This is a genomic window from Streptomyces sp. sk2.1 (assembly GCF_008120935.1).
Taxonomy (GTDB): Bacteria; Actinomycetota; Actinomycetes; order Streptomycetales; family Streptomycetaceae; genus Streptomyces.
This window is the reverse complement of the sequence record NZ_RDBO01000084.1, coordinates 64,347-81,805: the sequence shown is the minus strand read 5'-3', so window position 1 is coordinate 81,805 and position 17,459 is coordinate 64,347. Positions and strand designations below refer to the sequence as shown.

Here is a 17,459-nt window from a genome sequence, read left to right as displayed (position 1 = left end):
AGCGAAAAAAGAGCTTCCGTGAAAGGTGCCATTCGTGTCGCAGGACGAACAGAGAACGGGCGGCCGGGGGGATCTGCCGGTGACGGCGGACCTCCTCGGCGACCCGGACCGGAACCGGCACCCCAGGACGGACCGGGTGGTGTTCGGCGTCACCGCCGTCCTCACCCTCGCCTTCGTGGTGTGGGGAGCCACCGCCACCGACTCGCTGGAGAAGATCTCCAGCTCCATGCTCAACGGCCTGATCCACAACGGCGGCTGGGCCTTCATGCTGGCCGCTTCCGGCTTCGTCGTCTTCGCCCTCTGGCTCGCCATCAGCCGCTACGGCAACATCTCCCTCGGCCAGGAGGGGGAGGAGCCCGAGTTCCGTACGGTGTCCTGGGTCGCCATGATGTTCAGCGCGGGCATGGGCATCGGCCTGATGTTCTACGGGGTCAGCGAGCCGCTCGCCCACTTCACCGCCCCGCCGCCCGGCACCCATCCCGCCGACGCCGCCGATGCGATGCAGACGGCGATGGCCACCACCCTCTTCCACTGGACCCTCCACCCCTGGGCGATCTACGCCGTCGTCGGCCTGGCCATCGCGTACAGCACCTTCCGGCGCCGCAGGCGGCAGACGATCAGCGCCGTCTTCGAGCCGCTCATCGGCGCCCGGCACGCGCACGGCGGGATCGGCCGGCTGATCGACATCCTCGCCATCTTCGCGACGCTCTTCGGCTCCGCCGCCTCCCTGGGCCTCGGCGCCCTCCAGATCGGCAGCGGCTTCCACGAACTGAACTGGAAGGAGAAGACCGGCACCGGACTCCTGGTCCTGATCATCGCGGTCCTGACCGTCGCCTTCGTCGCCTCGGCGGTCTCCGGCGTCGAGAAGGGCATCCAGTGGCTCTCCAACACCAACATGGTGCTGGCCCTGTTCCTGGCCGTCTTCGTCTTCGTCGCGGGCCCCACCATCATCGTGCTCGACCTGCTGCCCACCTCGATCGCCGCCTACTTCGGCAACCTGGCCCAGCTCGCCGGGCGCACCGAGGCCACCGGCGGGGGCGACGTGGCCGAATGGCTCGGCAGCTGGACCGTCTTCTACTGGGCCTGGTGGATCTCCTGGACGCCCTTCGTCGGCATGTTCATCGCCCGCATCAGCCGCGGCCGGACGATCCGGCAGTTCATCGGCGGGGTCATCCTGGTGCCCAGCGCCGTCAGCCTGGTCTGGTTCGCGGTCTTCGGCGGTACGGCGATCCACCTCCAGGAGGCGGGCGAGCTCGGCGGCGCCGTCACCCAGGAGGCCCAGCTCTTCGGAGTGCTCCAGCAGTTCCCGCTCGCCACGGCGATGAGCCTGGTGGTGATGATCCTGGTCGGCATCTTCTTCGTCTCGGGCGCGGACGCCGCCTCCATCGTCATGGGCACCCTCTCCCAGAAGGGCGTCCTCGAACCGGCCAGGTGGGTCGTCGTCTTCTGGGGCGTGACCACCGGCGCGGTGGCCGCGATCATGCTGCTCATCGGCAACGGCGAGGGCGACGCCCTCGCCGGACTCCAGAACCTGACGATCCTGGTCGCCGCGCCGTTCACCCTCGTGATGATCGGCATGTGCGTGGCACTGATGCGGGACCTGCGCCAGGACCCGCTGATCGTACGGCGCGAATTCGGCGTGGAGGCCGTGGAGTCCGCGGTCATCGAGGGGCACGCGAAGTACGCCGGCGACTTCGAGATCCGGATCGGCCCCGGCGGCAGCCGGATCACCACCGGACTCCACGACCGCGGCACACCCCCGCCGGAAGCCTCCTCCGGCCCCGCGAAGACCCCGGGCGGCTGACGGCCGCACGTCGTCGGGCACGGGGCAGCCCTTAGGATCGGCACCCTGATGACTGCCACTCTCGTCGCCAAGGATCTCGCCGCCGGACACGGCGACCGCACGCTCTTCGCCGGACTCGACCTCGTCGTCGCGCCCGGGGACGTGATCGGTCTCGTCGGAGTCAACGGAGCCGGCAAATCGTCCCTCCTCCGGCTGCTCGCCGGACTCGACCGGCCGGAGGAGGGCGAGCTGCGGCTCTCCCCGCCCACCGCCACCGTCGGCCACCTCCCGCAGGAGCCGGAGCGGCGGCCGGGCGAGACGGTGCGGGAGTTCCTGGCCCGCCGCACCGGGGTCGCCGATGCGCAGGCCGCGATGGACGCCGCGACGCAGGGCCTCGTCGACGGGACCCCGGGCGCGGACGACGCGTACGCCGAGACCCTGGAGCGCTGGCTGTCCCTCGGCGGCGCCGACCTGGACGAGCGCGCCGCCGAGGTCGCGGACGACCTCGGACTGACCGTCGGGCTCGACCTGCCGATGACCGCGCTCTCCGGCGGCCAGGCCGCCCGCGCGGGTCTGGCCTCCCTCCTGCTCTCCCGCTACGACGTCTTCCTGCTGGACGAACCCACCAACGACCTCGACCTGGACGGACTGGAACGGCTGGAGCGCTACGTCTCCGGGCTGCGCTCGGGCACCGTGGTCATCAGCCACGACCGCGAATTCCTGATGCGCACGGTCACCAAGGTCCTCGAACTGGACCTGGCGCAGCAGCAGATCAACCTGTACGGCGGCGGATACGCGGCCTACCTGGAGGAGCGCGAGCGCGCCCGCCGGCACGCCCGCGAGGAGTACGAGGAGTACGCCGACAAGCGTGCCGCCCTCGAAGGGCGCGCCCAGACCCAGCGGGCCTGGATGGAGAAGGGCGTCAAGAACGCCCGCCGCAAGGCCACCGACTCCGACAAGATCGGCCGCAAGTTCCGCAGCGAGTCGAGCGAGAAGCAGGCCGCCAAGGCGCGGCAGACCCAGCGCATGATCGAACGGCTCGACGTCGTCGAGGAACCGCGCAAGGAGTGGGAGCTGCGGATGGAGATCGCCGCCGCGCCCCGCTCGGGCTCGGTCGTCGCGACCCTGCGCGAGGCGCGGGCCGTGCGCGGCGACTTCGTCTTCGGACCGGCGTCGCTGCAGATCGACTGGGCGGACCGGGTCGCCATCACCGGCGCCAACGGATCGGGCAAGTCCACGCTCCTCGCCGCGCTGCTCGGCCGCCTCCCGCTGGACTCCGGCCACGCGACGCTCGGTTCGGGCGTGGTGGTCGGCGAGGTCGACCAGGCGCGCAAGCTCTTCCACGGCACGGAATCGCTGCTGGAGGCGTTCTGCGCGGCCGTGCCCGACACCGAACCGGCCGAGGTGCGCACGCTGCTCGCCAAGTTCGGCCTGCGCGCGGACCACGTGACGCGCTCCGCGACGACCCTCTCCCCGGGCGAGCGCACCAGGGCCGCCCTCGCCCTGCTCCAGGGCAGGGGCGTCAACCTCCTCGTGCTCGACGAGCCGACGAACCACCTCGACCTGCCCGCGATCGAGCAGCTGGAATCGGCGCTGGAGTCGTACCCGGGAACGCTCCTGCTGGTCACGCACGACCGGCGGATGCTGGACGCCGTGCGCACGACACGGCGCGTCGAGGTGGCGGCGGGGAAGGTGACCGAGGTCTGAGGTCCGGGCCGGGGCGTCGTCCCCGGCCCGCCGGGCCGAGGAACGAGGCGGCCCCTCGTACGCCCAGTTGGTATGCCAAATGGATGGTCGCCCCGGCTGAATCCGCTTTGAGTGGCGGGAAACCCCTGGTCGCGTGGGCATGCCATTCCGGGGTGCCCGGTTTTGGTATGCCAAGTGTTAGTGTCGGTTCAGCCGTGGACCGCCATCCGGCCGGAACGGTCCTGACACCGCATCCGCAGGAGACCCCCGTGCGAACCCGCTGGCGCGCCGCCCACGTCCTCGCCCACCGCGACGGAACCCACGCGCTGCTGCGCGACGGCGAGATCGTGTGGGACGGGGACACGATCGTGTACGTCGGGACGCGGTACGACGGCCCGGTGGACGAGGAACTGGACCTCGGCGAGGCGCTGGTGATGCCCGGCCTCATCGACCTGGACGCCCTCACCGACATCGACCACCTCGTCCTGGACTCGTGGGCGGCGCCGGAACGCGACGGCGGACTCCTCTGGTCGCGGGAGTACTTCACCGACCGGCGCCGCGACGTCTTCACACCCGCGGAACGGGCCACCGTCCGCGAGTACGCGCTCGTCCAGCTGGCACTGCACGGCATCACCACCTACATGCCCATCGCGTCGGAGATCCACAGCGCCTGGGCCGAGCCGTACGACGAACTCGTCGACATGGCGGAGACGTCCCGGCGGATCGGCCTGCGGGGCTACCTGGGACCCGCCTACCGCTCCGGCGTCAACGTGACACTGCCCGACGGCGGCCGGGGCGTCGAGTTCGACGAGGAACGCGGCCGCGCGGGGCTGCGGGACGCCCTGCGCTTCCTCGACCACACGGCCGCGCTGGCCGACCCGCTGGTCAACGGGGTGCTGCTGCCGTGCCGCATCGAGACGCTCACGGTGGAACTCCTGCGGGAGACCGCCGATGCCGCCCGGCGGCGCGACGCCCTCGTACGACTGCACTGCCTCCAGGGCACGACCGAACGGAACCTCGTACGGGAACTGCACGGCACCACCCCGCTGCGCCTGCTGGAGCGCACCGGGCTGCTGGACACCCGGCTCCTCGTGCCGCACGGCATCGTGATCGACCGGCACCCCGACGTGCACGGCGAGGACCGCGGCGACCTGGCGACCCTCGCCGCCGCGGGCGTCTCGGTCGTCCACTGCCCGCAGACCTCGCTGCGCTACGGACAGGTCCTGCACTCCTTCGACGCGTACCGGCGCGCGGGCGTCAACCTCTGCCTGGGCACCGACTCCTTCCCGCCGGACCTGATCCGGGGCATGGACCTCGGCGTCCACCTCGCGAAGGTCGTCGACGGCCGCGCCGACGCGGCGCCCGCCGAACGCTATGTCGAGGCGGCCACCCTCGGCGGTGCCCGCGCGCTCGGCCGCACCGACCTCGGGCGGCTGGAACCGGGCGCGCAGGCCGACCTCGTCGCGTTCCGGCTGGACGACATCCGCGACGGCGTCCAGGACGACCCCGTCCGCACCTTCCTGCTCAACGGCACCGCCCGGCAGGCCAGTCACTCCGTCGTGGCGGGACGCCCGGTCCTGACCGACGGCCGGATCCCCGGCATCGACCTGGCGAACCTGCGCCGCCGCGCCCAGGAACTGTTCGACCGGATGCGCGCCGCGTACAGCGAGCGCGACCTGCTCCGCCGCGACACCGCGGAGCTGTTCCCGCCGACGTTCCCGCCGTTCCAGGAACCATCCGTGTGAGCGGACCGCCCGGCGCTCCCCGCCCCGGCCCCGAGGGCCGGCACCCCGGACCGAAGGAGAGACACCCCATGCTGATCACGAACGTCCGTCCCTGGGGCGGCGAGCCGTGCGACATCGAGATCGGGAACGGCACGATCACCGCGCTCGTTCCGCACGACCCGGACCGCGCCACGGCCGACGACACCGTGGCGGGGCGGGGCCGGCTCGCCCTGCCGTCGTTCTCCGACGTCCACTGCCACCTGGACTCCACCCGGATCGGCCTGCCCTTCCGCCCCCACACCGGAGGCCCCGGCGTCTGGGCCATGACCATGAACGACCGCGCCCACTGGCGCGAGGACGAGTGGAGCGTCGCCGAACGGGCCACGCACACCCTGGGCCGCATGATCGAACGCGGCACGACCCGGGTCCGCAGCTACGCGCAGATCGACGCGGACTGCGGACTGGAGCGGTTCGAGGGCGTCCTCGCCGCCAAGGAGGCGCACGCCGGCCGGTGCGAGGTCGAGATCATGGCCTTCCCGCAGGCCGGCCTGCTCAAGGAGAAGGGCGTGCCGGAACTGATGGACCGGGCGCTGTCCGCGGGCGCGGCCGTCGTCGGCGGCATCGACCCCTGCACCCTGGACCGGGACCCGGTGCGCCACCTGGACGTCCTCTTCGGCCTCGCCGAGCGCCACCGGGCACCGATCGACGTCCACCTCCACGAACCCGGTGCGCTGGGCGTGTTCAGCGTCGACCTCATCCTGGAACGGGTGCGCGCCCTCGACATGGCCGGCCGGGTGACGATCTCGCACGCGTACGACCTCGGCGGCGTGGACGAGGCGACGACACGACGGCTCGTCGAGGAGTTCGCGGAACTGGACATCGCGATGGCGACCGTGGCCCCCGCCCAGCACCGGGCCCTGCCCCTGGCCGAACTGACGGCCGCCGGTGTGCGCGTGGGCCTGGGCGAGGACGGCCAGCGCGACTTCTGGTCGCCCTACGGCAACGGGGACATGCTGGACCGGACCTGGCAGCTGGCCTTCACCAACCGCTACCGCGCCGACGAACTGATCGAGCACTGCGTGGCCGTCGCCGGCCGCGGCGGCGCCTCGATCCTCCACCCGGACCTGCCGCGCCTGAGCTCAGTCGCCGACCGCCCCGGCGTCGCCGTGGGCGACGCCGCCGACCTGCTGCTGGTCGAGGGCGAGACGGTGACGTCCGCAGTCATGGACCGCAGCGGCGACCGCACGGTCCTGCACGCGGGCCGGGTCGTCGCCGACGGCCTGGAACTCGTCGGCTGACCGACCGGGACGGCCGGCCCCTCCGCGTCGGGGGACCGGCCGGGACCGGGGGGAGGGACACGCCGCGGGCGCGCCCCTCCCGCCCCGTCACCGCTTCCTGCCGCCCTGCTCCGGATCGGCCAGCCCGGCCCGCCGCAGGGCGTCCGCCATCGCGCTGTTCACCGGCGCCGGGGCCGGACGGGCGGGCGCGCCGCCGCCGCGCCGCTCGCGTCCCTGACCACCGCGCCGCTCGCCGCCGCCCTGCCCCTGGCGCTGGCGGGGCGGGCGTCCGCCCCGCTCGCCGCCCGGGGCCGCCGGACCCGCCGCCCCGTCGTCCAGCCGCAGCGTCAACGAGATCCGCTTCCGCGGGATGTCGACGTCCATGACCTTGACCTTCACGATGTCGCCCGGCTTCACGACGTCCCGCGGGTCCTTCACGAACGTCCGCGACATCGCCGACACGTGCACCAGACCGTCCTGGTGCACGCCGACGTCCACGAACGCGCCGAACGCCGCGACGTTGGTGACGACGCCCTCCAGCACCATCCCGGCCGCCAGGTCGCCGATCTTCTCGACGCCCTCCTTGAAGGTGGCCGTGCGGAACGCCGGACGCGGGTCGCGGCCCGGCTTCTCCAGCTCCCTCAGGATGTCGGTGACCGTCGGCAGACCGAACTTCTCGTCCACGAAGTCGTCGGCCCGCAGCGACCGCAGCACACCCGTGTTGCCGATCAGCGAGGCGACGTCGCCGCCCGTCCGCTTCACCATCGCCCGCACCACCGGGTACGCCTCCGGGTGCACGCTGGAGGCGTCCAGCGGGTCGTCGCCCCGGATGCGCAGGAAGCCCGCGCACTGCTCGTACGCCTTCGGGCCCAGCCGCGTCACGTCCTTGAGCGACTTGCGGGACCGGAAGGGGCCGTTGGCGTCGCGGTGCGCGACGATGTTCTCCGCGAGCCCCGAGCTGATCCCGGACACCCGCGAGAGCAGTGGCGCGGAAGCCGTGTTGACGTCGACACCGACACCGTTCACACAGTCCTCGACGACCGCGTCCAGCGAGCGCGACAGCTTCACCTCGGACAGGTCGTGCTGGTACTGGCCGACACCGATCGACTTCGGGTCGATCTTCACCAGCTCGGCGAGGGGGTCCTGCAGCCGCCGCGCGATGGAGACGGCGCCGCGCAACGACACGTCCATGTCGGGGAGTTCCTGCGAGGCGAAGGCCGACGCCGAGTACACCGAAGCACCCGCCTCCGACACCATCACCTTGGTGAGCTTCAACTCCGGGTGCTTGTCGATGAGTTCACCGGCGAGCTTGTCGGTCTCGCGGGACGCGGTGCCGTTGCCGATCGCGATCAGGTCGACGTCGTGGGCCTTCGCCAGCCGCTCCAGCGCGGCCAGCGACTGGTCCCACTTGTTCGCGGGCACATGCGGGTGGATGACGTCCGTCGCGACGACCTTGCCGGTCGCGTCGACGACGGCGACCTTCACACCGGTGCGGAAACCGGGGTCGAGCCCGAGCGTGGCCCGCGTCCCGGCCGGCGCGGCCAGCAGCAGGTCGCGCAGGTTCGACGCGAAGACACGCACCGCCTCGTCCTCCGCGGCCGTGCGCAGCCGCAGCCGCAGGTCGATGCCGAGGTGCACCAGGATGCGGGTCCGCCAGGCCCAGCGCACGGTGTCGCCGAGCCACTTGTCGCCGGGACGGCCCCGGTCGCTCACCCCGAAGCGCCGGGCGACCATGCTCTCGTACGTCGAGGGGCCGGGGGTTTCGGACGGCTCCTCCGGCTCCAGGACCAGGTCGAGCACGTCCTCCTTCTCGCCCCGGAGCATCGCGAGCACCCGGTGCGAGGGCAGCTCGGTGAACGGCTCGGCGAAGTCGAAGTAGTCGGCGAACTTCGCCCCCGCCTCCTCCTTGCCCTCCCGCACCTTGGCGGCCAGCCGCCCGCGCGTCCACATGCGCTCGCGCAGCTCGCCGATCAGGTCCGCGTCCTCGGAGAACCGCTCGGTGAGGATGGCGCGCGCGCCTTCCAGCGCGGCCGCGCCGTCCGCGACCCCCTTGTCGGCGTCGACGAAGGCGGCGGCAGCGGCGAGCGGATCCACCGAGGGGTCGCCGAGCAGGCCGTCGGCGAGCGGTTCGAGCCCCGCCTCCCGGGCGATCTGCGCCTTCGTGCGCCGCTTGGGCTTGAACGGCAGGTAGATGTCCTCGAGCCGTGCCTTGGTCCCGGCGGCCCGGATCTGCGCCTCCAGGGCCTCGTCCAGCTTGCCCTGCTCGCGCACGGAGTCGAGGATCGCCGCCCGGCGGTCCTCCAGTTCCCGCAGATACCGCAGCCGCTCCTCCAACGTGCGCAGCTGCGCGTCGTCGAGCATCTCGGTCGCTTCCTTGCGGTAACGCGCGATGAACGGCACGGTCGAACCGCCGTCGAGCAGCTCGACGGCCGCCTTCACCTGCCGTTCGCGTACGCCGAGCTCCTCGGCGATCCTGCCTTCGATGGACGTCGTCACGGTTCTACCGACTCGCCTTCTCGTACGGGCTGTGCTTACCGGGGCGGGGCCCCTCCGCCTGCATTGTGCCGGGTGGCCGGGCGCCGTGTCGCCCGGCCGCTCCGGACGACCGCCCACGACCACGCCCACGACGGGCGGCGGCACCGCGCCGCCCGTCGTGGCCGGGACGGGGCGTCAGCCCTTGCTGATCAGATCGGCCGGGAACGCGCCCGCCGACGCCGCCGTGAGGAGGAAGCCGCGCGCCAGCTCGGTGAGCCGCTCCACGCCCTGCGCGCCCAGGTGCTCGTACGGTGCCGCGTCCATCCGGTCCGTGGCCTCCTCCAGCTCCGCCCGGAGCGCGACGCCCGCCTCGGTCAACTCGCCCTCGGCGTCCAGGAGTCCGCGCCCGCGCAGCCGTTCGCGGGCGGCGTCCCAGTCGTCGCGGTGCCAGCCCCGGCTGGCGAGCACCCAGCGGGGGGACATCCCCTTGCCGGTCGCCGTGTGGCTGACCAGGGCCTCCAGCGGGTCGAGCCCGGCGGTCAGGAGCGCGGCGATGTGGCCGTCGCCGCGGTGCTCGCGCAGCAGCGCGCCGGCGTGCCAGTAGGCCAGATGGGGCTCCTCGGGCACCGGGAGGTCGGCGTGGGCGGCGTAGAGCGGCCGGGCGTGTCGGGTGCACCCCTCGGCCGCGCGCAGCGCCAGCCCGGCCGCCTCGGCCAGCTCGGGGGAGGCGATGATTTCCTCGCCCAGCAGCCGCCGGAGCGTGGAGTCGGCCGCGCGCAGCCGGGCCTCCAGGGCCGCCCGCGGCGGGGCGACGGACCACACGGCGGGCAGGTGTCGGGCGACGAGCTCGTGGTTGAAGTTGTAGAAGGCCGCGGTGACCGTGCCCGGGCCGACGGCGCCCATCGCCGCCGAACGCGTGGCGAAGTAGACGGCGCTCGAGTCGTCGATGCCGAGCTCCGCGAACTCCTTGCCGAGGTCCGGCGAGAAGTAGACCGTCGAGTGCAGCGGGTTGATGGCGTTGTGGCAGCGGCGTCCGGCGCGTGGCGGAAGAGTACTCATGCAGGCACGCTACCGACTGGTCGGTACGCACCGTAACCCCCCGGACCGCCCGGCGCCCCTCGGTACCCCGCTGCCCGGTGCCTCCGGACCGTCCCGCCCCGCGACCCGGCATGGCAGGAAAGGTGGGTTTCTCGTCATTGCGGCCGCGCCCCGGCGCCGCCCAGGATGGTGGACATGACGCAGCGATCCGTGCTCGTCGTCCTGTACGACGGCGTCCAGAGCCTCGACGTGACCGGACCGATGGAGGTCTTCGCCGGGGCCTCCCATTTCCCCGGGGCCGGGTACGAACTGCGCACCGCCTCGCTCGACGGCGCCCCGGTCCGCACGAGCAGCGGACTGCTCCTGGTCCCGGACGGCGGCCTCGCCGGCGCGCGGGCGCCGCACACCCTGCTGGTCCCGGGCGGGGAGGGCACCCGCACCCCCGCCCCGGCGCTCGTCGACTGGCTGCGGGACAACGCCCCGCGGGCCGAACGCCTCGTCTCCGTCTGCACGGGCGCACTGCTGCTCGCCGCGGCCGGACTGCTGGACGGGCACCGGGTGACCACGCACTGGACGGTCTGCGACCACCTCGCCCGCACCCACCCGGCCGTCGAGGTCGACCCGGACCCCATCTTCGTACGGGACGGTCGGCTGGCCACCTCCGCCGGGGTCACCGCGGGCATCGATCTCGCCCTCGCCCTCGTCGAGGAGGACCGGGGCCGGGAGATCGCCCTGACCATCGCCCGCCACCTCGTGGTCTTCCTGCGCAGACCCGGCAACCAGGCGCAGTTCAGCGCCCAGCTCACCGCCCAGACCGCCCGGCGCGAACCGCTGCGCGAGGTCCAGCGGTGGATCAGCGAGCACCCGGACGAGGACCTCTCGATCGGCGCGCTCGCCGCCCGTGCCCGGCTCTCGCCCCGCCACTTCGCCCGCGCCTTCCGGACCGAGACGGGCCTGACCCCGGGCCGCTACGTCGAAGGCGTACGGCTCGAACAGGCCCGCCGGCTGCTGGAGGACACCACCGACGGGGTCCTCGGCATCTCGCGCGCCTGCGGCTACGGCACCCCGGAGGCCATGCGCCGCGCCTTCGTCAAGGCCCTGGGCACGGCCCCCGCCGAATACCGCAGGCGCTTCCGCGCCCACCCCGCCGACCACTGACCGTCGATCACCGGCACCCCGCCGACCACCGGCCACCGGCATCCCGCCGGTGGCCGACCGCCGAAAGGACTCCCATGCAGATCGCGATCGTCCTCTACGACCGCTTCACCGCACTCGACGCGGTGGGGCCCCACGAAACGCTCGCCCGCATCCCCGGCGGCGAGAGCGTGTTCGTCGCCGAACGGCCCGGACCCGTGCGCAACGACACCGGAAGCCTCGCGATCGTCGCCGACCGGACCTTCGCCGACGTCCCGGCCCCGGACGTGGTGATCGTGCCCGGCGGCCCCGGCCAGCAGGACCAGATGGAGAACGAGGCGCTGCTCGACTGGCTGCGCGTCGCCGACGCCACCAGCACCTGGACCACCTCGGTCTGCACCGGTTCGCTGCTGCTCGCCGCGGCCGGGCTGCTGACGGGGCGCCGCGCCACCTCGCACTGGCTCCTGCTGGACGCGCTGAAGACCTTCGGCGCCGAACCGACCGGCGAGCGCGTCGTCGTCGACGGCAAGTACGTCACGGCGGCCGGGGTCTCCGCCGGCATCGACATGGGGCTCACCCTGCTCGGCCGGATCGAGGGCGACGAGCACGCCATGGCCGTACAGCTGCTGACCGAGTACGACCCGCGGCCGCCGTACGACGCGGGCTCACCGGACAAGGCCCCGGCGGCCCTGGTCGAGAAGTTCCGCGCCCGGCGCCACTACCTGCTCCGGTAGGGGCGGGCCGTCACGCCCCGGTCGTCCAGGTGAAGCGGGGCGCGCGCCGCTCCAGGAAGGCGGCGACACCCTCCGCGGTGTCGTCGCTGCGGCGCGCCTGCTCCGCCCAGTACGCGTCCCGGTCCTCGCGTCCGGCGGCGAACTCCTTCGCCGCCGCCTGGGTCAGCTGCGAACGTGCCGCCAGGGTCGCGGTGTACGCCCCGACCCGCTCGTCCAGCCCGTCGGCCGGCAGCACCTCGTCCACCAGCCCGGTCCGCAGCGCCCGTGCGGTCCCGATCAGTTCGCCGGAGAACAGCAGGTGCTTCGTCGCGGCCGGGCCGATCAGCGCCACCAGCCGCCGGGTCGACGAGGCGGCGTACACGATGCCGAGCTTGGCCGGGGTGACCCCGAAGGACGCGCCCTCGGCCGCGAACCGCAGGTCGCAGGCGGCCGCGAGCTGGCTGCCGCCGCCCACGCAGTAGCCCCGGACCACCGCGAGGGTCGGCCGGGGGAACGCGGCCAGCGCCTCCTCGGCCGCCACGGCGAGCGCCTGCGGATCGCCCGCCCCCTCCCGGAGCGAGGAGATGTCCGCACCGGCGCAGAAGGTGTCCCCGGCGCCGGTCAGCACCAGCACCCGGACCGCCGGGTCGGCCGCCAGCCGCTCCAGCAGGACGGGCAGCGCGCTCCACATCGCGGCCGTCATCGCGTTGCGTTTCGCGGGATTGCTGATGACGACGGTGGCCACGCCGTTCGCGACGCCGTGCTCCAGTCGGGGTTCCGTACGGTCCATGCGCCGGATGCTATCCGTACGGTTCGAACCTATGATCAAGAAGGGGTCGCCGACCAGGCACGCACCGTGAGGAGCTTCCCATGGCCGATCCCGCAACCGAGGGCCGGAGGCTGCGCCGCAGCTTCGGCCGGCTCGCCGTCCTGGGCGCACTGCTCGTCGTGGCCGGTCTGGTGGGCCTCGTGTACACCGGCCTCGCGACGCTGACCTCGATGCTCCTGTTCGGCTGGCTGCTGCTGATCGGCGGCTTCGTCGGGCTGCTGCACGCCATCGACTCCCGGGGCACCAACTACTTCTGGCTCGGCGTCGTGGTGGCCGCGCTGAACATCGCCGCCGGGGTCGTCGTCATCCGCCATCCGCAGGGCACGGCCGAGGCGCTGACCATGTTCGCCGCGCTGCTCTTCCTGACCGGCGGGGTGTTCCGCCTGGTGGGCAGCGTCGTGGTGCGCGGCCCGCAGTTCGGCTGGACGCTCCTGCAGGGGGTCTTCGGGCTGCTGCTGGGGCTGCTGGTGCTCTTCGACTGGCCGCACAGCAGCCTCTACGTCCTGGGGCTCTTCTTCTCGCTGGCGCTGCTCTTCGACGGGCTCGGCCTGCTCGCGACGGGGCTGGGCGGCCGTCGCGTCGTCTCCATGGTCTCGGAGTCCATGACCCCGGAGCAGCCGGGGCGGTCGGAACGGAGGGTGACCGGGGAGCCGTCGGCCTCACCGTCGGAAGAGCGACACAAGTGGTCGAAGGAATGATTCTTTCGGTCTTGTCCGGTCAAAAGCCGTCAATAGAAGTCGACTTATGTTCAGTAGCACGGCTCGGGCCGACTACGCCCCGCACTCTGTACCCGACGTGCAGTCACCATCGAGTGGAGAGCGGGTACCGGACTATGGAGAGCCGCGGGAGTGTCCCCGCCCGGCCCGTGTCGTACGAGGGAGTCTGGCGGTTCACCGCCCCGGCCGTGGACGTCTCCGTACCGCGGGCCCGGCACGCGGTACGCGATCTGCTGGACCGCCAGGGCGTACCGGTGGACGACGACATCGCCGAGGGGCTGCTGCTCATCGTCTCCGAACTGGTCACCAACGCGGTGAAGCACGCCGCGTTGCTCTCGCCGGAGCTCGCCGTCGAGGTGGCCGTCGGCGAGGAGTGGGTCAGGGTCTCCGTCGAGGACAACCACCCCTACCGTCCGACGGCGCTGGAGACGGACCACGGACAGACCGGCGGGCGCGGCCTGCTGCTGGTCCGGGAGATCACCCGGGAGGCGGGCGGAGCCTGCGATGTGGAACACACCGCAGGCGGCGGGAAGATCATCTGGGCGGCCCTGCCGCTGAGCCCGCGGCCCTGACCGCCCGCCCCCGGTGCCGTCCGCCCGTCACCAGCCGGCGGACGGTCCGGTCAGCTCCCTGATCGCCGGACGCGCGGCGTCCAGCACCGTCATGAACCAGGCCGAGAACGGCGACCGGGCGTGCCGCTCGACGAGTTCGTCGGCGGTGACGAACACGGTCTCGCCGATCTCCTCCGGGTCGGGCCGCGGCAGGTCCTGCACCATTCCCACGAAGAGGTGGTTGAACTCCTGCTCCACCAGCCCGGAGGCCGGGTCGGGGTGGTTGTAGCGGACCGTGCCCGCCTCGGCCAGCAGCGAGGGGGAGACTCCCAGCTCCTCGTACGTGCGCCGGGCGGCGGCGGCGAAGGGCGCCTCACCGGGGTAGGGGTGGCCGCAGCAGGTGTTCGACCAGACACCGGGGGAGTGGTACTTGCCGAGCGCGCGGCGCTGCAGCAGCAGCCGGCCCCGCTCGTCGAAGAGGAACACGGAGAAGGCGCGGTGCAGTTGGCCGGGCGGCTGATGGGCGGTGAGCTTCTCCTCCGTGCCGATGGTGGTGCCGTTCTCGTCGACCAGTTCGAGCATGATCGCTTCTGCTGTGCCGTTCGACGAGCTGTTCGCCGAGGGGGCTGGTGTGGTCGGCATACCCATCCTTCGCTGTGGTCCCGGCCCCGTGCGCCGGTCCCGTCGAGTCCGGCCAAGTCTGCCGTACAAAAGCCGCTTGTCCGCACTTCGGGGTCTGGCATGTCCGGCCCCGCCGCACCGGTGTGGTGCGACGGGACCGGACGGTGCCTCAGACGCCGAAGGCGGCCGGGTAGTGGATCGTGCCCCGCGGGACCGGCACCGACCCGTCGAGGACCAGGGCCATCATCGCTTCGTCGGGGACGTCGAAGCCCGGCCGGATCCCGTACCGCGACGCCGGCACGAAGCCGAACGCCGGGTAGTACTCGGGATGTCCGAGCACCAGAACGAGTGACTCGCCGCGCAGCCGGGCCGCGTCCAGCGCCGCCCGTACCGCGGCCCGGCCCGCTCCCCGCCGCTGACGGTCCGGGACCGTCGCCACCGGGGCCAGTGCCAGGGCCGGGGCGTCACCGACCAGGCACCGGGTCAGCAGCGCGTACGCGACCACGTCCCCGTCCGGACCGTCCGTCACGACGTGGCCGAGCCCCGGCAGCCAGGCCGCCGGATCGTCGCGCAGCGCGTCCACGAGCGCGGCTTCGTCCGGGGTGGGGAACGCCGCCGCGTTGACCGCGAACACGGCGGCCCGGTCCGCCGGGGTCTCCGGCCTGGCCGGCCACCGGGGATCGACGGGACGCAGCACATGGACGGCGCAGCCGTGCTCCGCGCCGTGGTCGTCGGGCCGCGCCGACGACCCCAGGACGTGGTAGCCGGCCGCCACCGCCGCCGCGATGCCCGGTGCCGGGGGCCGCCGGTCGGAGCAGGCACGCGCCCCGGCCGTCGGTGTGCCGGTCGTTTGGACGCAGTCGGTGAGGACGAGGGAGCCGCCCGGGGCGAGCAGCCGCTTCCAGTCCCGCAGCGCGGTGCCGAGACCGGTGAGGTGCGTGGCACCCTCCGCCAGGACGAGGTCGAACGACCCGTCCGGGAGGCCGGGGCCGGACGGCCCGGCCGTGTCGGCCCGCAGGGTGCGGACACGGTCGCCGAGCCCCCGGGCGTCGGCCGCCGCGCGCAGTTCGTCCAGGAACGGCTGGTGGGGGTCGACGGCGGTCACCTCGGCGCCGGCCTCCGCGGCGAGCGGCAGCAGGGCCCGGCCGGGACCGCGGCCCAGGCCGAGCACGCGCGGACGGCGCGGCAGCGGGCCGGCGAGCTCCAGCAGACGCCGGGTGGCGGCGTCGGAGCCGGAGTCCTGCCGGTCCGGGGAGGAAGACGTCTCGGTACGGAAGGTGTGATCGTTGTCGGTCAACGTGGGAACCCTTGTGTGCGAGGGCTCCGGCCAACGGTGTCGACCCGGTGCGAGTCGGGGCGCTAGCCGAGAACCCGGGAGTTGAGGAAGGACCGGATGGTGCGCCGGGAAGGCGCCGTCGCGACGGTCATCAACCTCAGCTCCTCTCTTCGAGGGCCCCTCCGGGGCTCTCCTCGCGGGCTCTTGTTCCGAGTGCGGAGGCTCGAACGCCTCTGCGGGCACTTTACACCGGCCCCGGGTGAGGGCTCAGTGGCAGAACCCGGCCTCGTGCTCGGCATGGCCGCTCGGCTCCAGCTGGAACGTGCAGTGCTCCACGTCGAAGTGGCCCCCGAGGCAGCCCTGCAGTTCGTGGAGGAGCTTCTCGTGCCCGACCGAGTCGAGCATGTCCTGGCTCACCACCACATGGGCGGAGAGCACCGGCATCCCCGAAGTGATCGTCCAGGCGTGCAGGTCGTGGACGTCCAGCACCCCGGGCAGGGCGACGATGTGGGCCCGTACCTCGGCCATGTCCACGCCCTTGGGCGCCGACTCCAGCAGGACGTCGAGCGTCTCCCGGAACAGCTTCACGGTACGGGGGATGATCATCAGGCCGATCACCAGCGAGGCGATCGGGTCGGCGGCCTGCCAGCCGGTGGCCAGGATGATTCCCGCCGAGACCAGCACGGCCAACGAACCGAGCGTGTCCGCGAGCACCTCCAGATAGGCGCCGCGCACATTGAGGCTCTCCTGCTGCCCGCGCATCAGCAGCGACAGCGAGACGATGTTGGCGGCCATGCCGACGAGGGCGAAGACGATGGTCAGCCCGCTCCTGGTCTCGGCCGGGGTGATGAAGCGCTCGACGGCCTCGAAGAGCAGGAAGCCGCCCACCCCGAGCAGCAGCAGGCAGTTGGCCAGGGCGGCGAGGATCTCGGCGCGGGCGTAGCCGAAGGTGCGGTTGAGCCCGGCCGGCCGGTTGGCGAAGTGGATCGCCAGCAGCGCCATGCCCAGCCCCAGGGCGTCGGTCGCCATGTGGGCCGCGTCGGCGATCAGGGCGAGCGAGTCGGAGAGCACCCCGCCGACGATCTCCACGGCCATCACGGTGAGTGTGATGCAGAGCGCGATCCGCAACCGTCCGCGGTGGGCGGCGGCCGCGGTGCCGGTGGTCGGCCCGCCGTGTGTGTGTCCGTGGTCGTGCCCTGCCCCCATGGGAAACGCCTCCCGGTCGTCTCGTCGGTCCGGCCCCCGATCGGGGGCCGGGCACAGCCAGTGAACTACGGGTGGGGGGTATGTGGCAACACGGTACTGAACACCGTTGTCATATGCTCTGACCTGCGGAAATGCTCGCAGGTCAGAGGGGTGGGGAGATCGCCGACGAGCTGCTGCGGAGAACCGGGGGACCCCGCCCGGGAACCTGCCGCAGAGGCCGTGCCGCGCTGCCGGAGGCCCGTCGGGACGGGGCGTTTTTGTCAGGCGGGGCGGGGATCGACGATGATGATCGCGGGCGGTGCCGCATGATGCCGATCAGCCCCGAACGGAGCACAAACGGTCGGTGAACTCGCGCTTCCGTTCATCCGATAGCCTCTGCCGACGTGCCGCCGGTCCACATCAGGACCGCACTGTCGCGCGCCGACCCCGT

General features: G+C 72.8%; 14 protein-coding genes. 8 read left to right on the top strand and 6 right to left on the bottom strand.

Annotation, left to right across the window (positions count from 1 at the left end):
• The first annotated feature begins 34 nt into the window (after window positions 1-34).
• The 4 genes from EAO76_RS38635 to EAO76_RS38620 all read left to right on the top strand — a co-directional run bounded on the left by EAO76_RS38635 (window position 35) and on the right by EAO76_RS38620 (window position 6,491).
• A complete protein-coding gene (locus EAO76_RS38635) occupies window positions 35-1,804 on the top strand; it encodes a BCCT family transporter (protein ID WP_262376129.1) in 1,770 nt (589 codons plus the stop codon).
• 48 nt (window positions 1,805-1,852) lie between these two features.
• Window positions 1,853-3,490, top strand: coding sequence for an ABC-F family ATP-binding cassette domain-containing protein (locus EAO76_RS38630; protein WP_148840924.1), 1,638 nt, complete (start codon window positions 1,853-1,855; stop codon window positions 3,488-3,490).
• Between the two features lie 248 nt (window positions 3,491-3,738).
• Window positions 3,739-5,214, top strand: a complete 1,476-nt coding sequence (locus tag EAO76_RS38625) for a chlorohydrolase family protein (protein WP_148840923.1) — start codon at window positions 3,739-3,741, stop codon at window positions 5,212-5,214.
• Window positions 5,215-5,282: 68 nt separating this feature from the next.
• Window positions 5,283-6,491, top strand: a complete 1,209-nt coding sequence (locus EAO76_RS38620) for an amidohydrolase family protein (protein WP_148840922.1) — start codon at window positions 5,283-5,285, stop codon at window positions 6,489-6,491.
• Window positions 6,492-6,578: 87 nt separating this feature from the next.
• Here the strand turns inward: EAO76_RS38620 and EAO76_RS38615 are convergent, their stop codons facing one another.
• Entirely contained in the window at window positions 6,579-8,966 is a 2,388-nt protein-coding gene (locus tag EAO76_RS38615) for a Tex family protein (RefSeq protein WP_148840921.1), read from the bottom strand.
• 174 nt (window positions 8,967-9,140) lie between these two features.
• A complete protein-coding gene (locus EAO76_RS38610) occupies window positions 9,141-10,004 on the bottom strand; it encodes an SCO6745 family protein (protein ID WP_148840920.1) in 864 nt (287 codons plus the stop codon).
• A gap of 174 nt (window positions 10,005-10,178) precedes the next feature.
• Between EAO76_RS38610 and EAO76_RS38605 the strand changes: the two genes are divergently transcribed.
• Together EAO76_RS38605 and EAO76_RS38600 are read left to right on the top strand one after the other, a co-directional pair.
• A complete protein-coding gene (locus tag EAO76_RS38605) occupies window positions 10,179-11,141 on the top strand; it encodes a GlxA family transcriptional regulator (RefSeq protein WP_148840919.1) in 963 nt (320 codons plus the stop codon).
• A gap of 74 nt (window positions 11,142-11,215) precedes the next feature.
• The gene (locus tag EAO76_RS38600; protein WP_148840918.1) at window positions 11,216-11,851 is read left to right on the top strand and encodes a DJ-1/PfpI family protein; all 636 of its coding nucleotides are present in this window, start codon (window positions 11,216-11,218) and stop codon (window positions 11,849-11,851) included.
• Between the two features lie 10 nt (window positions 11,852-11,861).
• Here the strand turns inward: EAO76_RS38600 and EAO76_RS38595 are convergent, their stop codons facing one another.
• Window positions 11,862-12,620 carry an enoyl-CoA hydratase/isomerase family protein gene (locus EAO76_RS38595; RefSeq protein ID WP_148840917.1) on the bottom strand — a complete coding sequence of 253 codons (759 nt, stop codon included), beginning with the start codon at window positions 12,618-12,620 and terminating at the stop codon, window positions 11,862-11,864.
• 80 nt (window positions 12,621-12,700) lie between these two features.
• Between EAO76_RS38595 and EAO76_RS38590 the strand changes: the two genes are divergently transcribed.
• Window positions 12,701-13,357 (top strand): HdeD family acid-resistance protein, encoded by a 657-nt coding sequence (locus EAO76_RS38590; protein WP_148840916.1) that lies wholly within the window; start codon window positions 12,701-12,703, stop codon window positions 13,355-13,357.
• Window positions 13,358-13,491: 134 nt separating this feature from the next.
• Window positions 13,492-13,947 (top strand): ATP-binding protein, encoded by a 456-nt coding sequence (locus tag EAO76_RS38585; protein WP_148840915.1) that lies wholly within the window; start codon window positions 13,492-13,494, stop codon window positions 13,945-13,947.
• Between the two features lie 27 nt (window positions 13,948-13,974).
• Here EAO76_RS38585 and idi read toward each other — a convergent pair whose 3' ends face one another.
• The 3 genes from idi to EAO76_RS38570 all read right to left on the bottom strand — a co-directional run bounded on the left by idi (window position 13,975) and on the right by EAO76_RS38570 (window position 17,029).
• Entirely contained in the window at window positions 13,975-14,568 is a 594-nt protein-coding gene (gene idi / locus EAO76_RS38580) for an isopentenyl-diphosphate Delta-isomerase (protein WP_148840914.1), read from the bottom strand.
• Window positions 14,569-14,716: 148 nt separating this feature from the next.
• Entirely contained in the window at window positions 14,717-15,844 is a 1,128-nt protein-coding gene (locus EAO76_RS38575; RefSeq protein ID WP_148840913.1) for a GNAT family N-acetyltransferase, read from the bottom strand.
• A gap of 246 nt (window positions 15,845-16,090) precedes the next feature.
• Window positions 16,091-17,029, bottom strand: coding sequence for a cation diffusion facilitator family transporter (locus EAO76_RS38570; RefSeq protein ID WP_148840912.1), 939 nt, complete (start codon window positions 17,027-17,029; stop codon window positions 16,091-16,093).
• Between the last annotated feature and the right edge of the window lie 430 nt (window positions 17,030-17,459).

What these genes read in the sequence shown, in the direction of transcription:
- EAO76_RS38570 (WP_148840912.1), bottom strand. Translation starts at nt 17,029, where the DNA reads ATGGGGGCAGGGCACGACCACGGACACACACACGGCGGGCCGACCACC.
- EAO76_RS38590 (WP_148840916.1), top strand. Translation starts at nt 12,701, where the DNA reads ATGGCCGATCCCGCAACCGAGGGCCGGAGGCTGCGCCGCAGCTTCGGC.
- idi (WP_148840914.1), bottom strand. Translation starts at nt 14,568, where the DNA reads ATGCCGACCACACCAGCCCCCTCGGCGAACAGCTCGTCGAACGGCACA.
- EAO76_RS38610 (WP_148840920.1), bottom strand. Translation starts at nt 10,004, where the DNA reads ATGAGTACTCTTCCGCCACGCGCCGGACGCCGCTGCCACAACGCCATC.
- EAO76_RS38585 (WP_148840915.1), top strand. Translation starts at nt 13,492, where the DNA reads ATGGAGAGCCGCGGGAGTGTCCCCGCCCGGCCCGTGTCGTACGAGGGA.
- EAO76_RS38620 (WP_148840922.1), top strand. Translation starts at nt 5,283, where the DNA reads ATGCTGATCACGAACGTCCGTCCCTGGGGCGGCGAGCCGTGCGACATC.
- EAO76_RS38595 (WP_148840917.1), bottom strand. Translation starts at nt 12,620, where the DNA reads ATGGACCGTACGGAACCCCGACTGGAGCACGGCGTCGCGAACGGCGTG.
- EAO76_RS38605 (WP_148840919.1), top strand. Translation starts at nt 10,179, where the DNA reads ATGACGCAGCGATCCGTGCTCGTCGTCCTGTACGACGGCGTCCAGAGC.
- EAO76_RS38600 (WP_148840918.1), top strand. Translation starts at nt 11,216, where the DNA reads ATGCAGATCGCGATCGTCCTCTACGACCGCTTCACCGCACTCGACGCG.
- EAO76_RS38630 (WP_148840924.1), top strand. Translation starts at nt 1,853, where the DNA reads ATGACTGCCACTCTCGTCGCCAAGGATCTCGCCGCCGGACACGGCGAC.